The following is a 26159-nucleotide window of genomic DNA, read 5'->3' as shown; positions in this document are numbered from 1 at the left end:
TTACGACCAGCGTTTGAAGATTAACGAGGTATTGATCCCACCAAACGCAAAGTTGTTACTCATCACATAATCGGTGTTGATTTCACGCCCCTCTACATTTAAGTAATCGAGTGGCGCACATTCTGGGTCGACATTATCTAAGTTCGTCGTGCCACCAAACCAATTGTCTTGCATCATATGAATGCTCGCCCACGCTTCAATAGCGCCGCACGCGCCTAAGGTGTGTCCTAAATAACTCTTTAACGAACTAATCGGCACCTTACCTAACGCATTGAAAGTTGCATGAGATTCAGCAATGTCACCACGGTCAGTTGAAGTGCCGTGAGCATTCACGTAACCAATTTGAGATTTTTCTATACCCGCCTCGGCAATTGCTTGCTCAATCGCCACTTGCATGGTTTCGCTGGTTGGTTGGGTTACATGTTGCCCGTCTGAATTACAGCCAAAGCCAACAATTTCGGCAATAATATGTGCGCCACGCGCTTGTGCGTGTTCTAACTCTTCTAAAATAAAGGTACATGCACCTTCACCAATCACTAGGCCATCACGGTCTTTATCAAACGGGCGTGGGGTTTGTTTTGGCGTGTCATTTTTGCAGCTGGTTGCGTACAAGGTATCAAATACTGCAGCTTCGGTTACACACAGCTCTTCTGCGCCACCGGCCACCATTAGCTTTTGACGACCAAATTTAATCGCCTCAAAGGCATAGCCCAAACCTTGTGAACCCGATGTACATGCCGAGCTTGTCGTAATAACACGGCCTTTTAAGCCAAAAAATACGCCCACGTTAACTGGCGCGGTATGCGCCATCATTTGAATATAACTCGTTGCTGTCACACCCGTCATTTCGCCACTGTCCATCATGCGGCCAAATGGAATAAGCGGCGCAGTAGACCCGATTGATGAGCCGTACGCGATACCTGTATCGCCATTAGTCAACGATGGGTGCTCTAAAAGGCCAGCTTGTTCGAGAGCTAATTCTGTTGCGCGCGTTGCCATAAGTGATACCCGTCCCATTGAACGGATCTTTTTGCGTGAATAATGCTTAGGCTTTTCAAAATGCTTCACTGGCGCGCCCAAATTGGTATTTAAGCCATTAATAAATGTCCAATCTGGCATTGTCTCTACTGCGTTTTCACCTGTTTTTAAGGCACTTTTAAACGTTTGCCAATCATCGCCTAGCGCAGTAATCGCAGACATTCCTGTTACAACAACGCGTTTCACTAAACTAACCCACCATTTACCGAAATAACCTGACGCGTAATATAGGCAGCGTCATCTGACATTAAAAATGCCACTGTACCCGCCACTTCTTTTGGCTCTGCCATACGGCGCATAGGTACCATTTTTAAAATCTCATCGACTGGTAAATCATCAACCATATCGGTTGCAACTAAACCCGGTGCGACGCAATTTACTGTAATTTTACGTTTTGCCACTTCCAGCGCCAGTGCCTTAGTTGCACCAATTAAACCCGCTTTTGCTGCGCTATAGTTAACCTGACCACGGTTACCTGCAATGCCCGATACCGACGCCATAGTGATAATGCGGCCGCCTTTACGAGTTTGGATCATCGGCATCACCAAAGGTTGCACTACGTTGTAAAAACCATCTAATCCTGTGGTTAATACTTCATCCCACTCTTCACCTGTCATTGCAGGAAAGGCAGTATCGCGTGTTACACCGGCATTGCAGACAACGCCATAATACGCTCCATGGGCTTCGACATCCGCAAGCAATGCTTGCTGCGTTTTTTTACGGTCACATACGTCAAATTGAACAAGGCTAACGTGACGGCCAAGTGCTTCTATTTGTTCTTTTACTTGCATTGCCGCGTCAATGCCACTGCGGCAATGAAGCGTAATATCGAATCCGTCTTCGGCCAATCTTAATGCGATGGCCTTGCCAATTCCGCGACTTGAGCCAGTTACTAATACACGTTTTGTCATTGTTGTTCCTTTAAAAACTGCACAGGATCATCTGGTTGAAAGACATTGATTTTAGCTTCAGCAAGAACCGTATCTGCATGCAGAATTTGGCATTCAAATACACTTAACCCTGTTTCTTCTTGAAACAGTTTTTTAACCGAAACAGCTAACGTCTGCCCTAGCGTAAACTCAGGAGTAAATGTCTTATATTTACGCGAACCAATTAAAAATCCAATTTTAACCGCAGCATTGTCATCGAGTGCTAAAGCACCTGCGTATGCTGCGATAGATTGTGCCATATATTCAGTACCAATGTAACTTGCAACTGATTGAGTTTGTTCGTTAAAAAACGCTGATTGTGCAGAGATATCGACCTCGCAAACTGCAGAGTCTTGATCATAGCTCACCAAGCGAGTGAGTAAGATCATTGGGTCGGCGTGAGGAAGCACCGCTTCAATCGAATAATGTGTCATGAATTAACCTAAGTTTCGGATTAAGGGTGCAAAATAAACAACGCCCAAATAGGGCGTGAGCACTTAATCGAGTTTACTTGCGCTGGCACTTAGTAATTAGCACAGGTGCCTAGCGTTACATTTTTAATTCGGTGTTTTTCCGTTGATGCGCTAATTACCAAAAACAAGTGACACATTATTGCCACCAAACGCAAACGAGTTGGATAAACAAAAGCGTATTTTACCAGAAGAATTCGATGCTGCGAGTCTAATTGGCGAAAGTTTTTCATCCAGTTCCGCTACGGGGTAATTGGCAGGAATAATCTCGCCTTTATTGAAATCACTTAGTAGCAACCAACAGATCCCCGCTTCCAATGCCCCAGCCGCACCAAGCGTATGACCGGTAACACCTTTGGTTGAACTCACTAAACAATCAAAACCAAGAGTATGAATGGCATTCGCTTCCATTTCATCGTTTTTCGGTGTGCCGGTACCATGGGCGTTAATGTAACCAATCTCTTTGGCATCGATACCTGCGTCTTGCAAGGCTTTCGTCATGCTTGCAATCGCACCACGGCCAGACGGTTCAGGCGCTGAAACATGATACGCATCAGAGCTTTCACCTGCACCACATAAACGCACAGTAGCAGGCTGTTTACTCATCACAAAAAGTGCCGCTGCCTCGCCAATATTAATACCATCACGCTCGCTGTGAAACGGTTTACAGTATTCAGCTGCGGTCGATTCAAGCGCTTTAAAACCATTTAAGGTCATTTTACATAAACTATCTACGCCGCCACAAAGCACCACATCTGCGATACCCGATTCAATTAAACCGCGCGCACTGACTAATGCTTTACCGCTTGAGCTACAGGCTGTTGAAATGGTGTAACAAGGGCCACTCGCACCCGTAATATGCGCTAAATATTCACTTGGCGCGTGTAATTCTTGCTGACGATAATTAAAATGCGCTGGGTAATCACCCGCATCTGTAAATTGCTGATAGGCGCTTTCGCCTTCACTAATAGCGCTAGTGCTGGTGCCTAAAACAATGGCAATACGTTGTTTTTCAAATTGTTTTGTTAGCGCTGAAAATGTTTGCTCAATTTGTTTGAACGCGGTTAACAACAATTGATTATTGCGCGTATTAAAATGTGGTTCGCAAATTTCTGGTAACGTTGCGCTTACAGCACCGACAAAAAATTCAGTTCCGTCATTGCCCGGTTTATCAAATTTGGTCAGTAATTGCGGCGGTGATAATTCACTGTTTGACAGTGCTGCCATCACACTTTGCTTACTGTCGCCTAGGCTACAAACAAGCCCTAAGTCATTTAAACCGATTGCCATATTAGTTTATCTCTTCGATAGTGATTGTGTAGTGACGACGCATGTGGGTAATTGTCGTAGTGGTGTCTGTGTAGCGAATGCGCATTACCTCGCCATTTAGGTCGCTAATAATGCGTGCGTCTTGCTGCTGCGTAATGGATGCACCAAGTAGCCCTTGCTTTACATTTGTAAGCGGCCATGTTGCCAATTGCATATCGGCTAGCATATGGCTTGGGTACAAATTAATGCCGGGTAAATGGTTTTCAACGTGATAATTACCGTCTTTGAACAGCGATAATGAGAATAAACTTATTCCTTGCGCTGTTAGCGCAACTAAATTGAGTTGCTGCTCGGAACGTTCGCTTTGTAACAACAAGGTATTTTCCTCATCACCCCGTGTTACTGTGACCAATTGCAATGCAGACATTTTTGGCCAACTTTCAGGTACTGCTTGTAATTTATAGTGAATTTCGTGATCAAGCGACACCGTATCAATACGGTGTGCACTTGAACAACCTACTACCAATAAACACAGTATTAGTAAGGTTACTGATACTCTTTGCATAACTTCGCTAATACATCTAAACGACGCTCGCTATGCGCAACGTATGGATTACTTGTATCCCACGCATAACCAGCAAGAATTGAGCATACCATTTGTCTGATTTGCGGATCTTGCTCTTTATGGAAGATAACGTCTTGGAAACGACCGTCATACCACGCGGTAACAAAGGTTTTAAAGCAATCAACACCTTGCTTAAGCGGATCTGCATATTGTGTAGCAAGATCTACTTCTTTGCCATCGAGCAAATCATTTACCACAGGTGCAATTAAACACGCAGAGCGAAGTGCAATGGTTACGCCACTTGAAAATACAGGATCTAGGAACTCACCAGCATTGCCTAACAGTGCAAAACGCTCGCCATGTAAACGTGTTACGTCCGCTGAATAGCCTTTAATTTGGCGCGCAGGTGCAATCGCTTTGGCATTTTTTAGTAATTGAGATAAGTTGGGTACTTGATTGATATAATCAAACAAAATCTCTTGGTGTTCGCGCTCAGCTGCCACAACTTTTTCAGGCTCAATTACTACACCAATACTTGCCGTACCATCTGAAAATGGAATTAACCAATACCACACATCTGAATGCTCTGGATGAACAGTAATTAGAATTTTATTGCGATCAAAGTTAGCATCATCAATATTGTCTTCAACATGCGTGAAATAAGAACTGCGCACCGGGAATTTTGACGGTTTTTCTAAATCGAGTAAACGCGGTAACACGCGACCAAAGCCGCTTGCGTCTAATACAAATTTTGCCTCAACCGTGTAGGTTTCACCGCTTTGGTCAATCACAATTAAACGCATAAAATCTGCGTGTTCAGTCACTTCAATTACAGTATGACGATAACGAATTGTAACCCCTTGCTGCGCTGCACCATCGGCAAGTAATTTATCAAAGTCTGCACGTTTTACTTGAAACGTAGTACCCGGTCCTTCGGTAAATTTATCGGTAAAGTCGAAAAAGGTGTGTTCGCCTGATTTTTCAAATGCGGCACCATTTTTAAACTGAAAGCCAAGTGCATCCGCTTGTGAATTTAAACTATCAACTAAGCCAGCTTCAGCTAAATAGGTCATGCACTGAGGTAATAAGCTCTCGCCAATTGAAAAGCGTGGGAATGTTTCACGCTCAAGCACGACAACCTTTTTTCCTTGTTTATTTAATAAACTACTTGCAACTGCGCCTGAAGGACCTGCACCAATTACAACTACATCAACTTTTTCTACCTTCATTTCCTTTCCTTGACAATACAGGGAGCCAATAGGTAAAGGCTCACTAACCCGATAACTAAGGTTAAACCAAAACTAAAAACAGCCGGTGTTTTACTCAATATTAATATGCCAAACACCAAACATGATGAACATAATGATAAACTTATTGCCTGCAAGTTACTTTGGCACAAGCCTTTACTACGATAAAAAATTAGATAATCAATTGCCAGCGCTAAAATTAAAATTGTTGCGAGGTAATTAAATAAATTCACCGCACCTTGTATCCAACTCGAGAGTAACAATGCACACAGCGTCACTAAACCAATGATTAGCCCTGACAATAACGCCGTAACCAAGTCAAAACGCAGTGCCATAACGAGCATTGCAACCACTGCACTTAATGCCATAAGTCCCATTACTGTAGAGCGATAATGACCTAATGCATCTGAAATTTCTTGACGTTTATCAAGTAAATGCAAGAAATCTCCATGTTCGTTTAATAATTCATTCAGGGTATCACTCGTTAATGTGTCAACATTAAACCAAAGCACCGCATTGTGCACATCTTCAAACACTAAATGAAGCGGTAACAGCTGCTTAAGTGGCGACTGTTTAAATTCGCTCACCGTTAATGGCGAATATTGCTCAACCCCCACATTAATACCAAGCGAATTACTCACCTCAGTATAGTGACCCGCCACTACTTTATTTTGTAGTAAGGTGTAGGTAGTTTGCTGCGCATTTAGTGACGGCAAGTAATTTGCCAAACTGTTTACTTCAACCTGATTGGCGTTTTTTTCCAACCATTTAACTACCGTCTCTTGTTTTTCAAGCGCCGACTGCATGGAGTCAGCAGTCAATAAAAAGTGGTGCTTATTACTTTGGCCAAGTAAAGTGAGGTTAAACATTTCATTATGTTTAAGTGTCTCACTTGTATTACTCAAAACAGCCACGTCATCTTGATGCACAATCGGTTTCACTAAAAAGCCAAGGGAGAACAATACAACTAATACTGCCAATAACTTCGCTTTTTCACGGTTCAATAGCATTAACACATTCGCCCAAGCAATACGCGGTTTTTTAAGCTTAAGATCAAGCGCATACTGACAAAAAAGAGAAAACACAAGCGCACCAAGCAGACCAAAAATCATAAACACTGCGACTTGTTGTAATAAGGCCATTGGTGAAAAGCTATAAAGTGCATAACCTGCGGCAGTTGTTACAAAGCCAAGAACCAAGCTCGTTGTAATAGTGTTTTTTTCCGCGCACAGCACATGGAATAAGTAATCTATGGCGACGCCAATTAAGGTCACTGAAAACACTAAACCAATCAATTCAATGTTATCGAATACTAATACCAGCGCGGCCATACCCCAAATGCAGGCGTTTGAAATTGTCACCAGCATCAGCCCAATAACAATTAAATTTCTAAAAAATACGAGTACAAGCAACACCACTGCAACCAAGCTAATAATGCCAAATGTCGAAATTTCGTATTCTGCTTGTTGCGCATTTTCACTGCCATGAAAGGCAAAGCCTGAGAAATAAATCCGGCTGTTATATTCAGCCTCAAACTGGCTAATTAAACCGGTAATTTGTTGCGTTAATGCGATATTTTGCGAAAAGTCTGCGCCGTTTTCAGTTAGCATAAAACGCGCAAGATAAAAGGTTTTGTGCGCGTCATCCGCGGCAAAAATCTGTTGTTGCGACCGTGACAGCTGAACTTTAAACAAGCCATCTTGCTGCCCCATACTGCCCGTATGCGACACGCCATTTAGAAAACTTGCCAATGCTAATGTTGGGTCGCTCGATAGCGAGCTTGCACTTAAAGTACTGTCTGGCTTGGTTAATTCTGCCAAAGTGTAATTGAGTAATTCACTGGGTTCTGACAGTTGGCTAGGATAACTGCTCGACATTAAACTGCCTGGATAACGGGAGTAAAACGCCACCACTTCGTCGAGCTTAATATCAGGTGGTGGTATGTAAGTCAGCGCAGCATTTTTCTCTAGCCTTTGCTTAAACGCCAGTAACGCGTGTTTGTTGCCACTACTAAACACCAGCTGCCCTGATGAGCGCTGCTGTATAATTGCCTTCGCTTGCGTAATCGCAGGAGACGTAATTACATCAGATTGTGGCACCACTGCTAAAATATCACTGCTAAACTGTGTGTCGCCGCTGGTAAACTGCTTTGCGATAATTGCACAAAACAACGCAGCAATCACAACAAAGGCAAGCGTGATGGAAATTCTGTGAGAATTCAACTTAATTAGCCGCGGCATAGGTTAAATTGATCTCAGTGGTATGCCCCGCTTGCTCACTGAGCACAATTCGCGAGATGGTGCCTGTTCCACACAGTTTTACCGCACTAAACACTTGGTCAAGCGGCTCATTTGCCGACAAGTTTATGCAATTATCTGCCACCGATTGAACCTGTAAATAGTCAGACAACTTAACCGGATCTTGCAATAACAAGGCTTGTAGCAGCGGAATATAAAGATCAGCATTCGTCATTTGGCTTTCATTTCCGCGATGATCTTTGCTGTAAATGCCTTGTTCATCCATGCGGATTGTTGAAGCAATCGGTGTTTTTTGCTGCCACACAAAGCCGCTTTGATCGGCACTAAAGCTACCAGCGGAAACAATACTGTTTTTTAACACTTTAATTTTTTTGTGTTGCTCAAATTGTCCACTAACCTTGCTCTGATTAACAAGCTTTAGCTCACTAAACGCATCAACAAGCGTGGTATTTGCGTTTGCAAAAAACGCCACAAACGCAATACAAACTAACAATGCGCTACGCATCTAACACCTTTGATAGTTTTTCAATCAGTGCTGGCGGGCTCACATACTGCATTTCACCATCACTAATGCCCACCGCAACCTGAACCGAATAACCTTTTGTAAGCTTTTCGCCAGTTTCTTTACAGCTGATCACATAATCAATTTTTATGCGGTTTTCGTATTCTTTTAAATACGCAGTTACTACAATCACTTGGCGAAAACGCGCAGGTTTGATGTATTTACAACGCATATCGATGATCGGCCACATAAAGCCAGAGGCTGCCATTTCATCATAATCGTAATCAAACAAGCGCAACAGTTCACAACGTGCTACCTCAAAGTAACGGGCATAGTTACCATGCCACACCACTTGCATTGGGTCGCAATCGTGGAACGGTACATCAATTTCAACCTGCGTAGTTAATAGCGCATCTCGACTATTCATATAACTTCCATTTCTGCTGTTGAATTGCATCGACTGTGTCACGCAAAGTACGCTCAAGCGGGCGGTCTTCATCAAGATTCGGGAAATAACCAGTAATGTCTTGATACATTTCGGTTAATCCATTGGCAAGACTGTCGGCATCAACTTCGCCGCGCTCTTTACGAATACGTAATGCTTGAATTGACGCTAACAACGTACTTGCTAATACTTGCTCTGTTAATTGAATAACGCGCAGTGCGTCACGCGCTGCAATGGTGCCCATGCTCACTTTATCTTGGTTATGACATTCAGTAGAACGAGAGAATACACTTGCCGGCATTGTTAGTTTTAACGCTTCAGCAGTATATGCAGATGCGCCAATTTGCACAGCTTTAAAACCATGGTTAATGTACTGACGCTCTGGGTCGCCATTTGATAAGTTACTTGGCAAGCCATTGTTAAACTTACTATCAACTAATGACGCAATTTGACGGTCGGCTAAATCAGCTAAGTTAGCAACCGCCGTTTTCAGCGTATCCATTGCCATTGCAATATGGCCACCGTAAAAATGACCTCCGTGCAACACGTGTTCACCAATACCATCAATAATTGGGTTATCGTTTGCCGAGTTTAGCTCGTTTTCAATTAACTGACGTAACCAAGGTAAGGTATCTGCTAGCACGCCAATAATGTGCGGCGCACAGCGAATAGAATAACGGTCTTGTAGACGGTCGGCATTGCGCGGGTGAGTATGATAATTTAGGTCGTCACGGATCCAAGCCGCCACTTGTTGTTGCCCTGCATGCGGTTTTACCGAGAATAAAATATCATCGAAATGGTGTGAATTTCCCATTAACCCTAAGCTCGCAAGTGACGTAAGGCGAGTCGCAAGTTTGACAAGGTATTCGGCGCGGTCGTAAGCAAGACATGCAAGAGCTGTCATCACCGCCGTACCATTCATAATCGCCAAGCCTTCTTTAGGTCTTAACGTAAGCGGCGTTAGGTTGAGGGCTTTCATCACATCGCCACTATTTGCCACTTCACCATTAAAATACACATCGCGTTCGCCAACTAAGGCACCGGCAACGTATGAAAGTGGGGTTAAATCACCACTTGCGCCCACTGAACCTTCTTGTGGAATAACAGGCACAACATCGTGGTTTAGGTATTCTTTTAACAGCGTCAGCATATCCCAGCTAACACCCGAGTAACCTTGTGCTAAAGAGTTTAATCGGGTCGCGAGTATTGCGCGACCCTGCTCTTTCGAAAATACATCGCCTAAACCACAGCCGTGAAAACGCGTTAAATGCAGTGGTAATTCATTTACTAGCGATAGGGGTACGGCGCGCGTTACGGAATCGCCGTATCCAGTTGTTACACCGTAAATTACTCCGTCTTCTGCGAGTAATTTATCTAAAAAGGCAACGCCTGCGTCAATGCGTTGAGTAAATCCGGTATCATTCGACAGCTTAGCCTGTGTGTGTCCTTTTGCTATCGCGACAATATCTTCAATTGAAAGCGGTCCTTGGCCGAATGTCAGTGGCCCTGTTTGCTGTTGATTAATCACTTCTTACTCCGAACTAATCTCGGCTGACTTTACTGTCGTCAGTCCAAAAATCATAAAAATTAAACCATTGGTAAGGATACTGACTCGCAAAAAAACTCAGACGATCTGAAAAATGCTGAATTGTTGTTTGTAGATCCTGCTGTCGTGTTTTACGGCTAAACTTTAACTTATCCGCAACTTTTTCAAAAATAACTAAATAGCGGTTATGCGCTTTTAAACAAAATAAATAATACACCGGGCATTCGAGTAAACTCGCAAGAATAAATGGCCCTTGTGAAAACGGTGCTGGTTTACCCATGAAATTACAATAGTTTACCCTGCCAGCGACGCTTGAGCTAGTGCGGTCACCAACAATCACTATTACTTCGCCATCATCAATTTTTTGTTTCAGTAAAATCGCCAAGGTTGGGCTCATGTCCGTAACTTGGATGAGATTTACTTTGGCATCGGCATTGATTTGTTGCAGCACCTTATTAAATTCAACTGCATGATGGGTAAACACTAAAACGTTTATAGTTACTGCGTAACGGCCTTGACTGAGCGCCCTACATACTTCCAAATTACCTAAATGAGAGCCAATGAAAATGGCGCCTTGCTTACTTTTTTGTAATTCAGCAAATTCTTCATGATTTTGATATTGAATGGCGTCGAGTGAGATTTTGCCAAGCCACGCGTCAATTTTATCAAACGCTGAATCAGCAAATTTGCAAAAATGTTTTAACCCTTGCCAAAAACCAGCTTTGACTGGCTGATTGTTATGCTGAGCCACTTGGTTTAAAAACGCGATGCTCGCCGCACGTTGCGTTTTACCTGTGCAGTAAAAATAAAACACCACGGGAAACAACATTAACCACAATACACGACGCCCAACCAAGCGATAAAAGCCCAGTAAAATGCGCATGCCAAGCAAGGTACCACGCTCTTGCATTGTCGACCAATGTTTAGCCACGCAGTTTTCTCCAAAGCAGTAATGGAATGCGTGGTAACATGCCGAAAAACAAGCGTGTGTGCATCCAGCTGATTAGCACGTTATCTTCAAATGCGCGAAAGTGTGAGCTACCGCCTTCTGGGTAGATAACTTTCGTTGGCATAAACCGACTTGGCGTACCACGCCAGAATAGGCGCACCATGATTTCAATATCAAAATCCATGCGCTTGCCAAGCTGCTTATCACGCAGCAGTGCCGCCGTTTCTTTCACTGGATAACAGCGAAAGCCACACATTGAATCTTTTACACTGAACGATAAGGTTTCAATCCATACCCAAAAATGAGTAATGTAACGACTGTATAAACGCACTTTCGGTACAGATTCATCATAAATAGGCTGGCCGCTAATGACGCTGTCGGGATACTTTTTGCCAAGGTAGATTAAGGTTTGAATATCGGTTAGGTCGTGTTGACCATCTGCATCAACTTGTATTGCGTGGCTATAACCCAATTTATCGGCTGTTAATAAACCAGTTTGTACCGCGCCACCTTTGCCCTGATTTTCACTGTGTTCAATCAAAGTTAATAACGGAAACTGAGACTCGCATTGACGCATGACAGCGCTCGCATCCGCTGTTGAGCCGTCATTTACCATAATAATCGGTAAATCGAGGGCACTTAGCTCCGTTAGAACCGATTCAATCACAGCAACATGATTATAATTTGGAATAACAATACACGCGTGCATAACGTTAGCAGTGCACCACTACACGGCCTGATGAATGCTGACCATGTTCTGAGTGAAAACTAAAGGTAAATTTGTTGTCGTTTTTCTTGGTGAGAGTCAGCTCAACCTCTGAATTTGCAACAATCACCACTTGAAACTTCAATACTTCAACAGAATCAACCAGCGCAGAACTCAATGAAAAGTATTGCTGTGCGTATTTTACTGCCCAATCTAACTGCACAACACCGGCTAAAATCGGTGCTTGTGGAAAGTGACCGTTAAAATAATCTAAACTACCGTCAACCCAAAGAGTGAGTTTTACCGTATCGTCTTGCTCTTCAACGGCGCGTACTTCTGGTAATGATTCTTGTAACTTAGTCAAATAACTTCTCCAATTCTGCAAATACGTACTTACCTTGGCTGTTAACTGGCAACTCATCCACATAACGAAATTTACGTGGCATGCACACCGCCTCAAACTGCCCAGCAAGTACTTGCTTTAAGCGCTTATTGAGCGCTAGTTTACCGTTTTTATTCAATTCGCCAAGCCCAGCGGCAGACAATTGTGCAACTAATCCAAGTTGCTGGCGAAATCCGTGCGTTAACAAAACCACTTTACACTGGGTAATCGCACTATCGTCGCTTAATACACGCTCAAGTGCATCTAAATTAACGCGTTTTTCTTCAAGTTTAATGGTGCGGTCTAAACGACCGGACAAACTAAAGCGCCCGTCTTCTAAAATCTCACCACAATCTTGAGTGACAAACATTGCATCATCAAAATAAGGCGATTTAACTGCCAGCTGCTGCTGATGCTTTAATACCGTTATACCGTCAAAGCACTGCCATGGTTCAGTTTTAAACTCAGAGACTTGGCGATACGCAATGCCGCCCGTTTCAGTGCTGCCATATATTTGCGTCGCCGCAACGCCCAATTGCTGAACCAAGGTCACTGCACTGTTGTCACTAAGCGGTCCGCCTGATGAAAATACTCCCGCAATATTGTGTTTAACTGAAACACATACATTGTCGCGTATAAGGCGGTCAATAAATGCGGGACTGGTAATAATAACCGAAGGCTGTGTCGCGACTAAGGCGCGTAATTGTTCAGGAAATTCAACAAATGTGAGGTTTACTGTGTAATTAGCACGTAACGGCCAAAATAATTTAAATAGCAGTCCATAAATGTGCTGATGAGATACCGTCGCAACGATTTGGCAATCAGAATCAAATTCAAAGGTATTGCACAAATTTGTAAGCTCAGCATTAATATGCTGCCAAGACTTTACCACAGGCTTACCGTAACCTGTTGAGCCCGAAGTATAAAATGTAAGTTTTCCAGACTCTGGTAGCGTTAACGCATCGGCAGATTGCTGTAACGATTCCGTTAAAGTAAGGGAGTCAAGCGAAAGGTGTTTGTCGCCACTAAATTCATCTACCAACACATAGTCGGCATCTTCACTGGCGATCTGGATATTTTCTGGCTGCCCGTTGGCTGGAAATATAACATCAAAACCTGCATGTGCGGCCGCGAGCAAACGTACCAAAAACACATCACTTGCAGCATGGTATAACACCAAAGACTGCGCACCGGTTTGCTGTTTAAACACGCGTAATTGATTGGCAAGTGCCGTTACCGCATTAGCACAGATATCTCTATCTAAAATCGAAGGGCTGGTTGTATGCATACTAATTTAATGCTTAAGCTCGTGACGCTGCTTTACAACATGACGAACAAGTAACTCACCTGCCATTAGTACGCCCATTAAAATGTACGCAATCAATCCGTTGTATAGCGTCCAAAGCGCAATATCTCCAAGGTATATGGTGTAACATGCAAGTGCAATATTAATGCTAAAGAATAGGCACCACACTTTGGTGACATTTCGCGTATAAGCAATAACATGTTCTGGTAATGTTACATTTTGCTTGTCTTTGCTTTTACGTTTTTCATCGAGTAGCGCAAAGGTTTCTATCACCGTAGGCCCTTTGAACAATGAATACGCAAACGTGACAAGCATAGTGCCTGATATAAGCACAGGGTAAAACAAAGTAACCTTGCTGTTATCAAGTAACCACGCCAATGCAACACATACGCTGCCTAATACCGTTGCCGGTAAAAGCCATGGCATGGTGCTACTGGCCGCCCGTGTAAATACATAGCGACCAACAATGGCGATGAGTAAAACAGGTGCAATACTGGAAATACTCGCATACTGCAGGCCAAAATAAATAAGCACTGGGTAGGCCAGTAATAATACAATGAATACTGTATTCAGTATTGCTTTTATCATGTGTTTTACGCTGAAACCAACTTGCTTACTTCGTTTACCACATCTTCTACAGTGCGTACTTGCTTAAACGCTTCAGGATCAATCTTTTGTCCTGTGATTTCACGCAATTTCACTACCAGATCAACGGCATCAATACTGTCGAGATCTAAATCTTGATAAAGGTTTGCCTCAAGCGAAATATCGTCTTGATCTATTTCAAATTCTTCCACCAAGATATCAGTTAATACTGCGAAGATTTCTTGTTGTGTTTTCATACCCTACCCGCTGTTATGCGTTTTGTTCAATAAACGCTGCTAACGCATCAACCGATGCAAAATGCTGCTTTGTTTCTTCTGAGTTTGCGTCAATTTTAATATCAAACTCTTTTTTAATCGCTAAGCCAAGCTCTAGCGCATCAATGCTATCAAGGCCCAAACCATCAATAAAAAGTGGTTCGCTGTCGTTAATATCATCAACGGTAATATCTTCTAAATCTAATGATTCAATAATGAGCTTCTTGATTTTAATTTTTAAATCACTCATAGCTGTCTAATTCTCCTTGAAAAAATGCCTGCATATCGCGCGTAAAACTACGCGCATGCTGCGTCAATTTCGACGCTTCAAAACTGGGTAATTGCAATTGTTGTTTCGTCATTGCGAGATCAAATTTAGCCTGCGTAGGCGCCACTTCGTACCACATTTCTGACTTGGTTAACGTTGACGGTGCAACATGAATTAACACCGAAACGATATCAGCACGACAGCGCAGTGCGATATTTGCAGCGCCTCGTTTAAATTTTAACGCTTGACCAGGTGTCGTACGAGTGCCCTCGGGAAACACGATCAAGTTATTTCCCGCAGCAAGTGATGCTGCACAATCCGTTAGTAAGCCCTCAGGGCTTTCATTGCTTATATAACCGGTGGATTTTATCACACCTCGCATAAATGGGTTACTAAATAAATGTGCTTTAACAACACAATCTGCATTGGGAATAAGTGAAATAAGTACCACAACATCAATCAAGGTCGGGTGATTAGCAAGTACTAACTTGCCTGTTAAATTGGCAAATTTAGTTCGATCAGCAATAGTGAATTTAAAGATTCCTAATGCGCCCATCAAGCCAACAAAAAACTTAAACAGCAAATGCACTGTATAGCGCGCTGCCTTGCGGCGCTTTTCTTCATCGCGATAAATAAGGTACTGAATAGGCAATACAATTAGCGGAACTAACAATCCACCTAAGCCAAACACCGCAAAACAAAATCCGGTTGCGACAATGCGCCAGCAGCGTCCTAGCTTGGTTAACAATGCGTTACCTCATCAATATGCAAGTGCCATGCACTTTGACTACCGAGCACAAGCGCGTCGTTAGTTTTGTTTGTCGCTAAAAATTCAACAAACTGTTTTGCCTGTAACGGTGTATTGTTAGGCGTATCGCTAGGAGTTAACGACAGCGTAATACCATCTTCATTGTCTTTAGATACGACAAATGCACACGCCAAATCACAACTATTCACATCGTCAAATCGTGCATAATCGTCTGGTAGTGGTTGATCGCAATACACAACGAGTACTTCGGATATATTCGGGTTATTTAACTGAATGCTTGCTTCAATTAATGCCATCAGCAGGGTGTTATCGCCAGCCGCAATACTGTTCATTGGCTGTTGATTATTCGTCAAAATCGAATAAAGCCCAATGACTGCATTATGAACAGATAGGCCAAACGATGTTGGGCTGATCACTTCTTGGTGAGCTAAATCTTTTAAAATACTTGATGTACGGTGAAAGTCGCCATGTTGCGATGCAAATACAACGGGCATCGATTCTGCACCACTTTTCTCGGCGCTATTTGCTGCAACAAACAACGCCATTTTTGCATAGTGACTGAGTCGTCGGCGTTGCATTGCTGGAACCCAATCCAATTGTGGGCTTTTGCTCGTTGGATCAAACATTTCAATTTTTGCGTTGGCGAGCTGTGCTTGGTCCTTAGCTTTACACCAATAATTAAAATGTGAGAGCACCATTTTCATGTGATGTGCGTCCATGTTGTTTGAAAATGAGGCGAAACTATAAAAAAACTGCGCAAAAGAAGCAATGCTAAAACGCAAGAATGTTAAATTTATGCGTACTTTAGACTATTTTTAACTCAAATAACTGTATTTAACGACATGTTAATAGCATGTTTCAGTTAGCGGATGCTGAATTTGACAACGTGCTCATAATAAAATTAATAAACTTTGGCTCTTTCAACACCCCTGCATGCGATGCATTAAAGCCCATCATTTTATTTGCTTCACGCTGAATATTAAGCGGAATTTGACTAGATAATGCCACAACGCCATCATCACTTGCACCGTCTTGATAGGAAAATACCAAAGCGTAATTAATTTCTGGCTGCAGTGTCTGAGTATGTAACTGATTAACATAGTCACTGTTAGTTGCAACATCACGCCATGAGTTAATTACAAGGGGCGAACTTTCAACCCCTTTTCGAGCACTTTGCATACCCAATAACGGACTGTTTACCGTAATAAAATGATTAATTTTATAGTTACGTGCATGACCTTGATGACTTAGTGCGTAACCTCGGGTAATAAGCCCACCCATGCTGTGCGCTAACACCGAAACCGCATCAAAACCATAGCGTTTTTGCATAACCTCAATACTTTCTAACAAATAGTCTTTAACCAAATGCAGTCCTACGCCACTTGGGTAGTACAATACCCACACTTGATAGTCAGAATCTTCAAGCGCCGCAACTAAAGTGGAAAATTCGCGCGGGTTGCCCATCATGCCATGCACTAGAATAAGCGGTTCTTTTTTAGCGTTATACGGAGACAACATAAATAAACCAGACTCCACTTGTGCAAGAAAATCAAGCGGCCGCCAAAATCCCATATCAACATTATGGGCATCAAACATAGCGTGCTCTAAATTCGCTAACTTGCCGATATTATTAATATTGTAATTATCACTGTATTGAACCGCATACCCTTTTTTTACAGGCTTTGCGAAGTGAATTGGTTTAGCTTTGTATTTGGCTTTATCGTTAAGCGTAATTGCTTGTAACATGCCAACCGAGTCAACATAAGCAACGCCTGTTTCATTGTCGTCGTAGGTCAAATTGTGATTACTGTCTTGGTATACAGCAACGTAATAAGTGCCTGGTTTTAGGTAGAATTTAAACTGCCCATTGCTATCAAGTAGTTTCTGATTTTCTATCGAGAAAGTGTTGTCGTTACGGCTTAATACAGCAACTACAAGTTCGCCACCATCTGAATTAGATTGATAATCAACTCGGCCATTTATTTCAGCAACACTGTCGAGTAATTGAGATTGTTGTTTAGCTTGGCGAAAATGCTGACAACCAATTAAGCTCAAAACACAGCAAAGTAGTAAAATATGTCTCATCGAATTCCCTTCGCGCTAGTCACACGCAACTTACCTGTTGATAAATATCTTATTATCACAATCAGCAAAGGCGCAACATGTGTTTGATATTTGTGCTGATACATCATGTGTAGCGCAATAAAGTTGCGATAAACGTGATCGTACACCCTTTTGTTAACGATTAATTACATCAACTTATTGCAATAATTACGACTATAGTTGAATAATGTACCGTCGTTAGCCAAATTTAACTAATTATGCCCGTAGTATTTGCTTGTTTGTTATTTTTTCCGCTTTTCTTATTTGCCAATACCGAATTTGAGCAAATTTTTGATGATCACACCGCTGTAATGCTGTTGATTGAACCAAAATCAGGGAAAATTGTAAAAGCCAATCAGGCTGCGGCGGATTTTTATGGCTACAGCTCGCAAACACTGCAAAGCAAAACCATTCAAGAAATTAACTTATTCACCGCAGAGCAAGTCGCAGAAGAGCGTAAAAACGCCCACCGACAAAAGCGTAACTATTTTATCTTTCGCCATCAAACTGCAACGGGTGACATTAAAACCGTTGAAGTTTATTCAATACCCATTGAGTTTCATGGTGCAACGCTGCTTTATTCGGTCATTAAAGATATTTCCACACAACGACAATATCAAAGCGAAATTTGGCAATACCAAAAAAACTTAGAACAAATGGTTGATAGCCAAGTTGCGATTATTAAGACCAAAAACAATAAAATACATGCCATTTACATTGCAGGTTTAGTGGTACTAATTACGCTTGCACTGTTTTTAACCTATTTGCTACGCATCACCCGAAAAGCGCAAAAATACAGTATCAAACTCAGTCAAATAGTAGAGCAAAGCCCTTCCGCAATTATCACAACTGACCTACAGGGTTACATTGATTATCAAAATAAGCACTCTGAAAGTGCACTTTTTGCAAAATTATCATCAAGTAAACGAAGCTTATTTGATGAATTACGTGATTTAACGCAACTTCGCGACGAATTTGATAACGCTATTAGCACCAATACCCCTTGGGTTGACCGTATTAATCTAGGACAAGAGCAACAGTGGCTCCATGTGCACCTTTATCCACTTATTAATAACCAGCAAAAAAAAGACGGCTATGTCCTTATTCTCAATGATATTTCAAAGCAAAAGCAGGATGAGAAACAGCTTAGACTCAGCTCTACTGTATTTCGTACCGCCAATGAAGCGGTAATGATTTGTGATAAAAATTATAGAATTCAAGCAGTAAATGAAGCCTTTACAGAAATCACAGGCTATCACAGTGACGAAGTGTTGAATAAGACACCTGATATACTGAGTTCCGACCTGCAAACTGAACCTTTTTACGCCAATATGCAACATCAACTTGATGAAAATAACCAATGGCAAGGTGAAATTTGTAATCGTCGTAAAAACGGTGAGCTTTATTATGAATGGCTTTCAATCACCGCCCTTCGTGATAATAATGGTGAGATTGATGCATTTGTGGCACTGTTTAGCGACATCACAAAGCGGAAAACAGCAGAAAATAAAATTTACCAGCAAGCTAACTTCGACTCACTTACTGGACTTGCTAACCGCAACTTATTCTCAGATCGTTTTGAGCAAGCACTAAATAAAGCACAGCGTGAGCACTCATTTCTGGCGCTATTGTTCATCGACTTAGATGGCTTTAAACACGTAAATGATACCCTTGGCCATTCACAAGGCGATACCCTTTTACAGCAAACCGCAACGCGCCTGAGTAGTACATTACGTAAATCAGATACTATTTCTCGTTTGGGTGGAGATGAATTTGCGGTGCTTATCGCAAGCGATAATAATCAGTTTAAAGTTGACCGAGTCGCCCATAAAATTCAAGCAGCAATAGCCGCCCCTTATCAACTTGATAACGCTCAAGGATTTGTCTCTGCTAGCATCGGAATAACAACTTATCCGAATGACGGTAAAGACGTTGAAACACTGATGCGAAAAGCCGATAGCGCCATGTATAAAGCGAAAGCAAAAGGTAAAAATAACTTTCAATTTTTTACCGCCGAAATGGACGAAAAAGCACAAAAAAGGCGCACTCTTGAAGGCGAATTACGAACCGCAATCGATAACCAACAGTTTTTCATTGATTACCAACCAATTTTTGATGCTAAACATAATATTATTTATGCGTGTGAAGCATTAGTACGTTGGCATCACCCCACCAAAGGTCTTGTTTCACCTGACCAATTTATTGAACTTGCTGAAGAAATTGGAGTGATTGCCAATATTGGTGAGTTTGTTTTAGAACAGGCCTGTGTTACCGCAGCAAAGTGGCAAGACGAATATAAAAATGCACCTGGTATCAGCGTAAACATTTCGACTATTCAATTCCAACGCGATGATTTTATTGCCACAATAAAAAGTACGCTTGAAGTTAGTGGCTTGCCAAGCAATAAGCTAATTTTAGAGATTACCGAAAGCTTACTCATTGAAAACGATAAAAAAACCATTGCCCAACTCACTATGTTAGCTAATTTAGGCGTAAAAATAGCCATCGATGATTTTGGCACTGGCTATTCATCGCTCAGCTATTTAAAGAAATTCCCGGTGCATAAACTCAAAATTGATAGAAGCTTCATCAAAGACGTTGAACATAACGCAGAAAGCCAAGCCCTTACCAAAGCCATTATTGCGATGAGTAAAAGCTTAAAACTTGAAGTAATTGCCGAAGGCGTTGAGCTCAATGCGCAGATGCACTGGTTAACCGCATCGGATTGCTCGCTAATTCAAGGCTATTGGTTTGCCAAGCCCGTTGATGCGTTAACGATTAAAGAGCTGCTCGCTGAGCACAACGGTTAGCATCCCCTTTCAGCTATACCACTCACTTATTTTGCCACGGCGCAAGTTTGCTCTGGCGTGTTACTTGGCGCTTTAACCAGCTTTTTATTAAATTCACGACGAATTAACAGGTGGCTGACCAAAGCTTGAATAAACACAGTAACAATTGAACAATACCAAATTTGTTCAATGTAAAAGTCGTCTTGATTCACTAAATAAACAACTGAAATCGCAAACAGTGACAAGCGCACAAAGGTGCTCAGTAAAGCGGGCCACGTATTTCCAAGCGCTTGAAACATGCCTGAAATAGCAAATACATAGCCAGCAGGAACAAAATTAAGGCCAACAAAACTCAAGAACGTTGCTGCAACCAACACCACGTTGACATTGTCACTAAAACCGGTAACAAATAGCTCAGGTACCCATAAACACAGGACCATTAACATGCCCATTAATGAGCACGTTAAAAACGCGGTAATGTGAAAGGTTTCGTATACGCGTGAGATTTTCCGCGCTGCAAAATTTTGTCCAGCGATAGCAGGCGCAGCAAAGGCAATAGCCATAACCGGTAAAAATAGCGATTGCATAATACGCCCACCTAAACCAAAGCCGGCTTGTGCTTCAGCAGATACACGACTAAGCGCCCAATAAATTAACGACATGTACAAAAAGGTCAGTAAAAATTCGCCGCCCGACGGTAAACCAATATTAAGTACTTTGCGTATCGTTTTCGCTTTTAACGCAAACGATAACCAGCGCACTTGAAGATATTGCTCTTGTTTATTGAAATAACGCACCAAAAGCACAAACGATAGCAACATTGAAATACTGCTCGCCAGACCCGCACCAACGACACCGAGCTCAATGCCAAGCCCCCACCCCGTGATCAGAATAGGCGATAGAATAATGTTAGCGATAATACCAATCACCGAAATCGACATAACCGGTTTTACAATACCAGTACCGCGCAGCGCAGCACTTAATGCGGTAAATACAAACTGCAGCAGTAATGACGGTAAAAACCAATAAAAGTAACTCTCGGCTAATGCTTGTGTAGCAATATCGGCGGTCATAAAGGCGAAAAATACGTGACCAAATGCGTAGCCTATCGCTGCGCAAAACAGGGTTGCCCAATTGGCAAGCGCTAACGTTTGATTAAATACGTGACTGGCTTGGCGCTGCTTTTTTCGCCCGACCGCATGCGATACTAGTGTTGCACAACCAATATTGAGTACTTGCGTTAATGCCATAACAAAGAAAAACACACTTGATGCATTACTCACAGCGGCAATCGCGGCACTGCCTAGTTGACCAACAAAATACAAATCAACTAAGAAATACAGTGTTTGAATAAGCAGACCAATGGCGATTGGCACTGCCATTGAAATAATGTGTTTTGGAATGCTTCCTTTCGTAAGATCGTGCATAACTGCGCAACTTTCCTTTTAAACAATAAAGCTAACCGAGCCTTGCAAGCGCTTTATCAAGCTCATCTGCAAAGGCTTTTTTATCAGTGTTTGATAACGCGCTCGGGCCACCTGTTTCAACGCCACTGGCACGCAAAGTATCAAAAAAATCACGCATATTTAAACGCGCTTTAATGTTACTTGCAGTTAATAACTCGCCGCGCGGGGTGAGCGCAATCGCTTCTTTAGTGATCACTTCATCGGCGAGTGGAATATCTTGCGTAATTATTAAATCGCCCGCGACTACACGTTTAGCAATTTCGTTATCGGCAACATCAAATCCTTTTTCTACCTGTAATCGCTTGATAAAACGAGACGGTGGAATGCGGAAACTGTGATTAGCAATAAAGGTTGTGTTGATCTGTGTACGCTCTGCTGCACGAAATAAAATCTCTTTAATTGCAACAGGGCATGCATCTGCATCGACCCAGATATTCATAAAGTTCCTAGGCTCTTAAATAAAAATGCAGTATACGGAAGCGACTAACTGAATGCGAGTGATTCTTAACGGCGAAATGTGTTAACGCTTATTTTTAAGCGACAACATAAACTGCTCTACTTTTAAGGTCAGGAATTGCTCTACCTGCTCTTCCATGCTGTCGACAGTAAAGTCATTTACGCTTAACACACGTTCGGCTTGCTCTTCTGAAATTAACTTACCGTTCAGTAAAAACTCCCATTCAGGTAAGGTTTTATCATAGCGAGGGACCACATCAAGGGTGACAAACGGATAGGTAAAATCAACCCGATTTATCAATCGGCAAAAATCTTCAATGTAATCAGTACCCGTTGGCCCTAAACACCCAGGCTCTAAACGAAAGCATATTGCTAATTTTAAATAGGACATACCTCTTCCTTTAAACACGCAACATAGAATAAAACTACTTTACAAACTATGTGATGTAAAAGTGCAAACCGCAAGTTAATGTTTAATAAACTTTCTATGTGTATAAATTATAGCTATGACGCTTGAAGCACCGTTTAAGATAGCCTAGTGTATAGCTTTTAACGTTAGGTTAACAAAATATGGAAGAATTTATCGCTCAGCTCGATCTCAATCAATATCTGCCAACAGCACTTGATTGGGCAACCAACCTATTACTTGCCTTCGCCATTTTAATTATTGGTATTTGGCTTGCTGGCAAAGTAAATAAAGCCATCATCAAAATCTCTAATCGTCATGCACAACTAGACGATACCTTGTTTAAGTTTTTTGGCAGTGTCGCTAAATACACCATTTTGGCATTTGTCGGTATTGCGGTCTTAAACCGTTTTGGTGTTCAAACAGCCTCAATAATTGCACTGCTAGGTGCCGCTGGGCTTGCGGTTGGTTTAGCACTGCAGGGCACCTTATCGAACCTTGCTGCGGGTGTAATGCTGCTTATATTTAGGCCTTATAAAGTGGATGATTTTATTGAAACGGGCGACCAATTCGGCAAAGTGGCTGAAATAGACATGTTCACCACCATTTTACAAACCTTTGATAACCAGCGTATTATCATTCCTAATAGCGATATTTGGGGCAATAAAATTGTCAATCACTCTCACCATAAGATACGTGGTGTTGATATGCGTTTTGGCATCGCCTATGACGAGAACATCGACGCTGCTCGCACAGTTATTAATAAGGTATTAGACGCGCACCCACATATTTTGAATGACCCTAAACCCTTTGTTGAAGTTGAAACCCTCAACAACAGTTCGGTCGATTTCTTAGTACGTCCGTTTTGTTCCGGTGAACATTATTTCGATATTTTGTATTCGGTACCCGAGCAAGTTAAAAAAGCGCTTGATGATGCCAATATTGAAATTCCATTCCCTCACCGTAAAGTTATTTTAGTTAATGAGAACAAATAAATAACGTGTAGGCATGCGTTGAAAGCGCATGCCTACAGTTTAGTTTAAGGATTTAAATGAACTTAAACCAAGTAACATTACCGGTAACGCAAATGAGTGATGCCGTTACATTTTACCAAACGCTCGGTTTTGAACTTATTGTCGATACACCGCATTATGCGCGTTTTGCCTGCCCAGAGGGCGAATCAACATTTTCGCTGTCACTTGAAGAAAATGCCGTTAATGGCGCCACGATTTATTTTGAACATGCACAGCTCGATAACTGGGTTGCTGACTTACAAGCAAAAGGCGTTATATTTTCCCAGCTACCAACTGTTCAACGATACCTGTGGCGAGAAGCCGTGTTATTTGACCCTTCAGGCAATAAAATCAAGCTATACTGGGCAGGTGAAAACCGCTTAAATCCGCCATGGCGAGTGTCCCGTTAGCTGCTATTTCGTCTACCAACATGTATTGTAGTCAAACGTCATATCTTAATAATCTCACTGCCCCTTTAGCCTTAAAGCCAGGTTAATCGATTGTTAATTAATTTGATTTCGGTATCATAGCAAGGGATGCAAACAACAACTTATATGGAAGCCCAATGATTAGAAAAATAATAAAGTGGCTAGTGCTGAGTATTTTATTACTGGCATTTTTAGCAGGGGCATTTGTTGCCCATGAATGGTACGCCAAAAAACCATTGCGATTTAAATCGTACGTTGACCGTACTATGGTAAAAATGGCCTTTGACAGCCCAGAAACACTGACCTCACTTGGCTTTTTAGAAAGTTTAGGCTTTAACAGCCACAATGCAGAGCTTGATGATGCAAGCCTTGCTAAAGACGACGAAATGTTCGCCCTGTTACCTGAAATTAGACAAGGTGTACTGCAATATGACGACAGCGAACTCGACAAATCTGATCAAATGTCGAAAGAGATTGCACTCTATTTACTTGATTTTGCTGTTGATGCCACCGAGTTTCGCTACCACAGTTATCCGGTAAACCAATTATTTGGCATTCAAAACGGCTTCCCAAGTTTTATGGATGCGCAGCACCAAGTTAATTCGGTTGAAGATGCAAATAACTACATAAGCCGTTTAAACCAAGTTAAACGCAAGTTTAGTCAAAGCTTAGAGGGGCTAAAATTACGTGAAGAAAAAAACATTATTCCACCGCGTTTTGTAATTGACCGCGTACTTGACGAAATGACCACCTTTGTTGCAACCCCTATCAACGAGAATATTCTTTACACCTCATTGCAAGATAAAATGATTAAAGCAGGAGAAAGTGGTAGTGCGGTTTTTGACGACCAAACTCAAGCGAAGATCCTTGCTGACGTTGAGATTGCAATGACAGAATCAGTGCATCCTGCTTATCAGCTGTTTATCGATTACTTTAGCGCACTTCGCGATAAAGCCAATACGGATGATGGCTTTTGGAAGTTACCAAATGGTGATAAAGCTTATGCCAGCTCACTTAAATTTTTCACTACCACCAACTACACTGCCGACTTTATTCATCAAACAGGGTTAAGTGAAGTCGCGCGAATTCAGGGAGAAATTCTCACAATTTTAAATAGCGAAGGATTTGATACCAGCCTTGGCTTTAGCACGGCTATTGAAGCGTTAAAAGCCGATGAGCGTTTTTATTATCCTGATACCGATGAAGGTCGCGAACAAATTTTAGCGGACTATCAAACCATCCTAGATGAGATTGACCAAGGACTTGATGGCGCGTTTAATATTCGACCAAATGCAGGTATGAAAGTGCGTCGCATTCCTGAATTTAAAGAAAAAACCGCACCGGGTGCCTATTATCAACAGCCCGCTATTGATGGTTCACGCCCTGGGTTATTTTTTGCCAATTTATACGATATTAAAGCCACCCCGAAATACTCAATGCGCACCCTCGCCTACCACGAAGGTATTCCTGGCCACCATTTTCAAATTGCCATTGGAATGGAAGCTGAAGGCTTGCCGCTTTTTAGACGCATGTCGCCATTTACTGCTTACACTGAAGGCTGGGCACTTTATGCGGAACAAGTTGCGTGGGAGTTAGGCTTTCAAAACGACCCTTACGATAATATTGGCCGCTTACAAGCAGAGCTTTTCAGAGCAGTACGCTTAGTAGTCGATACAGGTATTCACCATAAACGTTGGACACGTGAAGTAGCTATTGACTATATGCTTAAAAATACCGGCATGGCAGAGTCCGATGTTACCTCTGAAATTGAGCGTTATATTGTGATGCCAGGCCAAGCAACCGCCTATAAAGTCGGTATGATGAAAATCTTAGAAATTCGTGAAAACGCCAAACAAACGCTAGGTGATAAGTTCGATTTAGCTGAGTTTCATGATGTGGTGCTTAAAAACGGCGCCGTGCCTCTAGATATCTTAGCGCGGATTGTTGATGACTATGTCAAAAGCAAACAATAATTTATTAAAAACGTAA

27 protein-coding genes are annotated in these 26159 nt (G+C 42.1%); 4 read left to right on the top strand and 23 right to left on the bottom strand.

Annotated features, from left to right (window positions below):
* The 20 genes from PSPO_RS16735 to PSPO_RS16640 all read right to left on the bottom strand — a co-directional run bounded on the left by PSPO_RS16735 (position 1) and on the right by PSPO_RS16640 (position 17594).
* Positions 1–1224: a beta-ketoacyl-ACP synthase gene (locus PSPO_RS16735; RefSeq protein ID WP_010559406.1), complete on the bottom strand. Its 1224-nt coding sequence runs from the start codon at positions 1222–1224 to the stop codon at positions 1–3.
* Positions 1224–1949, bottom strand: coding sequence for a 3-oxoacyl-ACP reductase FabG (gene fabG, locus PSPO_RS16730; RefSeq protein WP_010559407.1), 726 nt, complete (start codon positions 1947–1949; stop codon positions 1224–1226). The genes PSPO_RS16735 and fabG overlap by 1 nt, the downstream gene beginning before the upstream one ends.
* Positions 1946–2401, bottom strand: coding sequence for a hotdog family protein (locus tag PSPO_RS16725; protein ID WP_010559408.1), 456 nt, complete (start codon positions 2399–2401; stop codon positions 1946–1948). Before PSPO_RS16725 ends, fabG begins: the two co-directional genes overlap by 4 nt.
* Before the next feature lie 150 nt (positions 2402–2551).
* Positions 2552–3727 (bottom strand): beta-ketoacyl-ACP synthase, encoded by a 1176-nt coding sequence (locus PSPO_RS16720; RefSeq protein WP_010559409.1) that lies wholly within the window; start codon positions 3725–3727, stop codon positions 2552–2554.
* Position 3728: 1 nt separating this feature from the next.
* Positions 3729–4271: a DUF3261 domain-containing protein gene (locus PSPO_RS16715; RefSeq protein ID WP_010559410.1), complete on the bottom strand. Its 543-nt coding sequence runs from the start codon at positions 4269–4271 to the stop codon at positions 3729–3731.
* Positions 4253–5500, bottom strand: a complete 1248-nt coding sequence (locus PSPO_RS16710; RefSeq protein WP_010559411.1) for an NAD(P)/FAD-dependent oxidoreductase — start codon at positions 5498–5500, stop codon at positions 4253–4255. Before PSPO_RS16710 ends, PSPO_RS16715 begins: the two co-directional genes overlap by 19 nt.
* Positions 5497–7740 (bottom strand): MMPL family transporter, encoded by a 2244-nt coding sequence (locus PSPO_RS16705; RefSeq protein WP_158523459.1) that lies wholly within the window; start codon positions 7738–7740, stop codon positions 5497–5499. Before PSPO_RS16705 ends, PSPO_RS16710 begins: the two co-directional genes overlap by 4 nt.
* A gap of 1 nt (position 7741) precedes the next feature.
* Positions 7742–8281: an outer membrane lipoprotein carrier protein LolA gene (locus PSPO_RS16700; protein WP_010559413.1), complete on the bottom strand. Its 540-nt coding sequence runs from the start codon at positions 8279–8281 to the stop codon at positions 7742–7744.
* Positions 8274–8705 carry an acyl-CoA thioesterase gene (locus tag PSPO_RS16695; protein ID WP_010559414.1) on the bottom strand — a complete coding sequence of 144 codons (432 nt, stop codon included), beginning with the start codon at positions 8703–8705 and terminating at the stop codon, positions 8274–8276. The genes PSPO_RS16700 and PSPO_RS16695 overlap by 8 nt, the downstream gene beginning before the upstream one ends.
* Complete coding sequence (locus PSPO_RS16690; protein ID WP_010559415.1) at positions 8698–10251, bottom strand: HAL/PAL/TAL family ammonia-lyase; 1554 nt, start codon at positions 10249–10251, stop codon at positions 8698–8700. The genes PSPO_RS16695 and PSPO_RS16690 overlap by 8 nt, the downstream gene beginning before the upstream one ends.
* A gap of 13 nt (positions 10252–10264) precedes the next feature.
* On the bottom strand, positions 10265–11179 hold the full coding sequence (locus tag PSPO_RS16685) for an LpxL/LpxP family acyltransferase (RefSeq protein ID WP_040641709.1): 915 nt from the start codon (positions 11177–11179) through the stop codon (positions 10265–10267).
* Between the two features lie 13 nt (positions 11180–11192).
* Positions 11193–11927: a glycosyltransferase family 2 protein gene (locus PSPO_RS16680; RefSeq protein WP_010559417.1), complete on the bottom strand. Its 735-nt coding sequence runs from the start codon at positions 11925–11927 to the stop codon at positions 11193–11195.
* A 4-nt stretch (positions 11928–11931) separates the two neighbouring features.
* The gene (locus tag PSPO_RS16675) at positions 11932–12288 is read right to left on the bottom strand and encodes an ApeI family dehydratase (protein WP_010559418.1); all 357 of its coding nucleotides are present in this window, start codon (positions 12286–12288) and stop codon (positions 11932–11934) included.
* Positions 12281–13594 carry an AMP-binding protein gene (locus PSPO_RS16670; protein WP_010559419.1) on the bottom strand — a complete coding sequence of 438 codons (1314 nt, stop codon included), beginning with the start codon at positions 13592–13594 and terminating at the stop codon, positions 12281–12283. Before PSPO_RS16670 ends, PSPO_RS16675 begins: the two co-directional genes overlap by 8 nt.
* Before the next feature lie 6 nt (positions 13595–13600).
* Positions 13601–14200, bottom strand: a complete 600-nt coding sequence (locus tag PSPO_RS16665; protein WP_010559420.1) for a COG4648 family protein — start codon at positions 14198–14200, stop codon at positions 13601–13603.
* Between the two features lie 5 nt (positions 14201–14205).
* Complete coding sequence (locus PSPO_RS16660; protein ID WP_010559421.1) at positions 14206–14454, bottom strand: acyl carrier protein; 249 nt, start codon at positions 14452–14454, stop codon at positions 14206–14208.
* A 13-nt stretch (positions 14455–14467) separates the two neighbouring features.
* Positions 14468–14722 carry a phosphopantetheine-binding protein gene (locus PSPO_RS16655; protein ID WP_010559422.1) on the bottom strand — a complete coding sequence of 85 codons (255 nt, stop codon included), beginning with the start codon at positions 14720–14722 and terminating at the stop codon, positions 14468–14470.
* Positions 14715–15488, bottom strand: a complete 774-nt coding sequence (locus tag PSPO_RS16650) for a lysophospholipid acyltransferase family protein (RefSeq protein ID WP_010559423.1) — start codon at positions 15486–15488, stop codon at positions 14715–14717. Before PSPO_RS16650 ends, PSPO_RS16655 begins: the two co-directional genes overlap by 8 nt.
* A complete protein-coding gene (locus PSPO_RS16645) occupies positions 15482–16213 on the bottom strand; it encodes a beta-ketoacyl synthase chain length factor (protein ID WP_010559424.1) in 732 nt (243 codons plus the stop codon). Before PSPO_RS16645 ends, PSPO_RS16650 begins: the two co-directional genes overlap by 7 nt.
* A 154-nt stretch (positions 16214–16367) precedes the next feature.
* Positions 16368–17594, bottom strand: a complete 1227-nt coding sequence (locus tag PSPO_RS16640; RefSeq protein WP_010559425.1) for an esterase/lipase family protein — start codon at positions 17592–17594, stop codon at positions 16368–16370.
* 236 nt (positions 17595–17830) lie between these two features.
* On the opposite strand from PSPO_RS16640, the gene PSPO_RS16635 reads away from it, so the two are divergent.
* Complete coding sequence (locus tag PSPO_RS16635; RefSeq protein WP_010559426.1) at positions 17831–20422, top strand: sensor domain-containing protein; 2592 nt, start codon at positions 17831–17833, stop codon at positions 20420–20422.
* A gap of 26 nt (positions 20423–20448) precedes the next feature.
* Here the strand turns inward: PSPO_RS16635 and PSPO_RS16630 are convergent, their stop codons facing one another.
* The 3 genes from PSPO_RS16630 to PSPO_RS16620 form a co-directional block, all read right to left on the bottom strand.
* On the bottom strand, positions 20449–21828 hold the full coding sequence (locus PSPO_RS16630; RefSeq protein ID WP_010559427.1) for an MATE family efflux transporter: 1380 nt from the start codon (positions 21826–21828) through the stop codon (positions 20449–20451).
* Positions 21829–21859: 31 nt separating this feature from the next.
* The gene (locus PSPO_RS16625) at positions 21860–22306 is read right to left on the bottom strand and encodes a YaiI/YqxD family protein (RefSeq protein WP_010559428.1); all 447 of its coding nucleotides are present in this window, start codon (positions 22304–22306) and stop codon (positions 21860–21862) included.
* Positions 22307–22387: 81 nt separating this feature from the next.
* On the bottom strand, positions 22388–22714 hold the full coding sequence (locus tag PSPO_RS16620) for a hypothetical protein (RefSeq protein ID WP_010559429.1): 327 nt from the start codon (positions 22712–22714) through the stop codon (positions 22388–22390).
* A gap of 179 nt (positions 22715–22893) precedes the next feature.
* Here PSPO_RS16620 and PSPO_RS16615 point away from each other — a divergent pair, with 179 nt between their 5' ends.
* The 3 genes from PSPO_RS16615 to PSPO_RS16605 all read left to right on the top strand — a co-directional run bounded on the left by PSPO_RS16615 (position 22894) and on the right by PSPO_RS16605 (position 26143).
* The gene (locus tag PSPO_RS16615; RefSeq protein ID WP_010559430.1) at positions 22894–23724 is read left to right on the top strand and encodes a mechanosensitive ion channel family protein; all 831 of its coding nucleotides are present in this window, start codon (positions 22894–22896) and stop codon (positions 23722–23724) included.
* A 56-nt stretch (positions 23725–23780) separates the two neighbouring features.
* On the top strand, positions 23781–24152 hold the full coding sequence (locus tag PSPO_RS16610; RefSeq protein ID WP_010559431.1) for a VOC family protein: 372 nt from the start codon (positions 23781–23783) through the stop codon (positions 24150–24152).
* A 155-nt stretch (positions 24153–24307) separates the two neighbouring features.
* The gene (locus tag PSPO_RS16605) at positions 24308–26143 is read left to right on the top strand and encodes a DUF885 domain-containing protein (RefSeq protein ID WP_010559432.1); all 1836 of its coding nucleotides are present in this window, start codon (positions 24308–24310) and stop codon (positions 26141–26143) included.
* Positions 26144–26159: the final 16 nt, after the last annotated feature.

The sequence above is a fragment of the Pseudoalteromonas spongiae UST010723-006 genome (assembly GCF_000238255.3).
Lineage (GTDB): Bacteria > Pseudomonadota > Gammaproteobacteria > Enterobacterales > Alteromonadaceae > Pseudoalteromonas > Pseudoalteromonas spongiae.
Note: the sequence above shows the minus strand (reverse complement) of the source record. Positions and strands in the feature narration are given on the sequence as shown.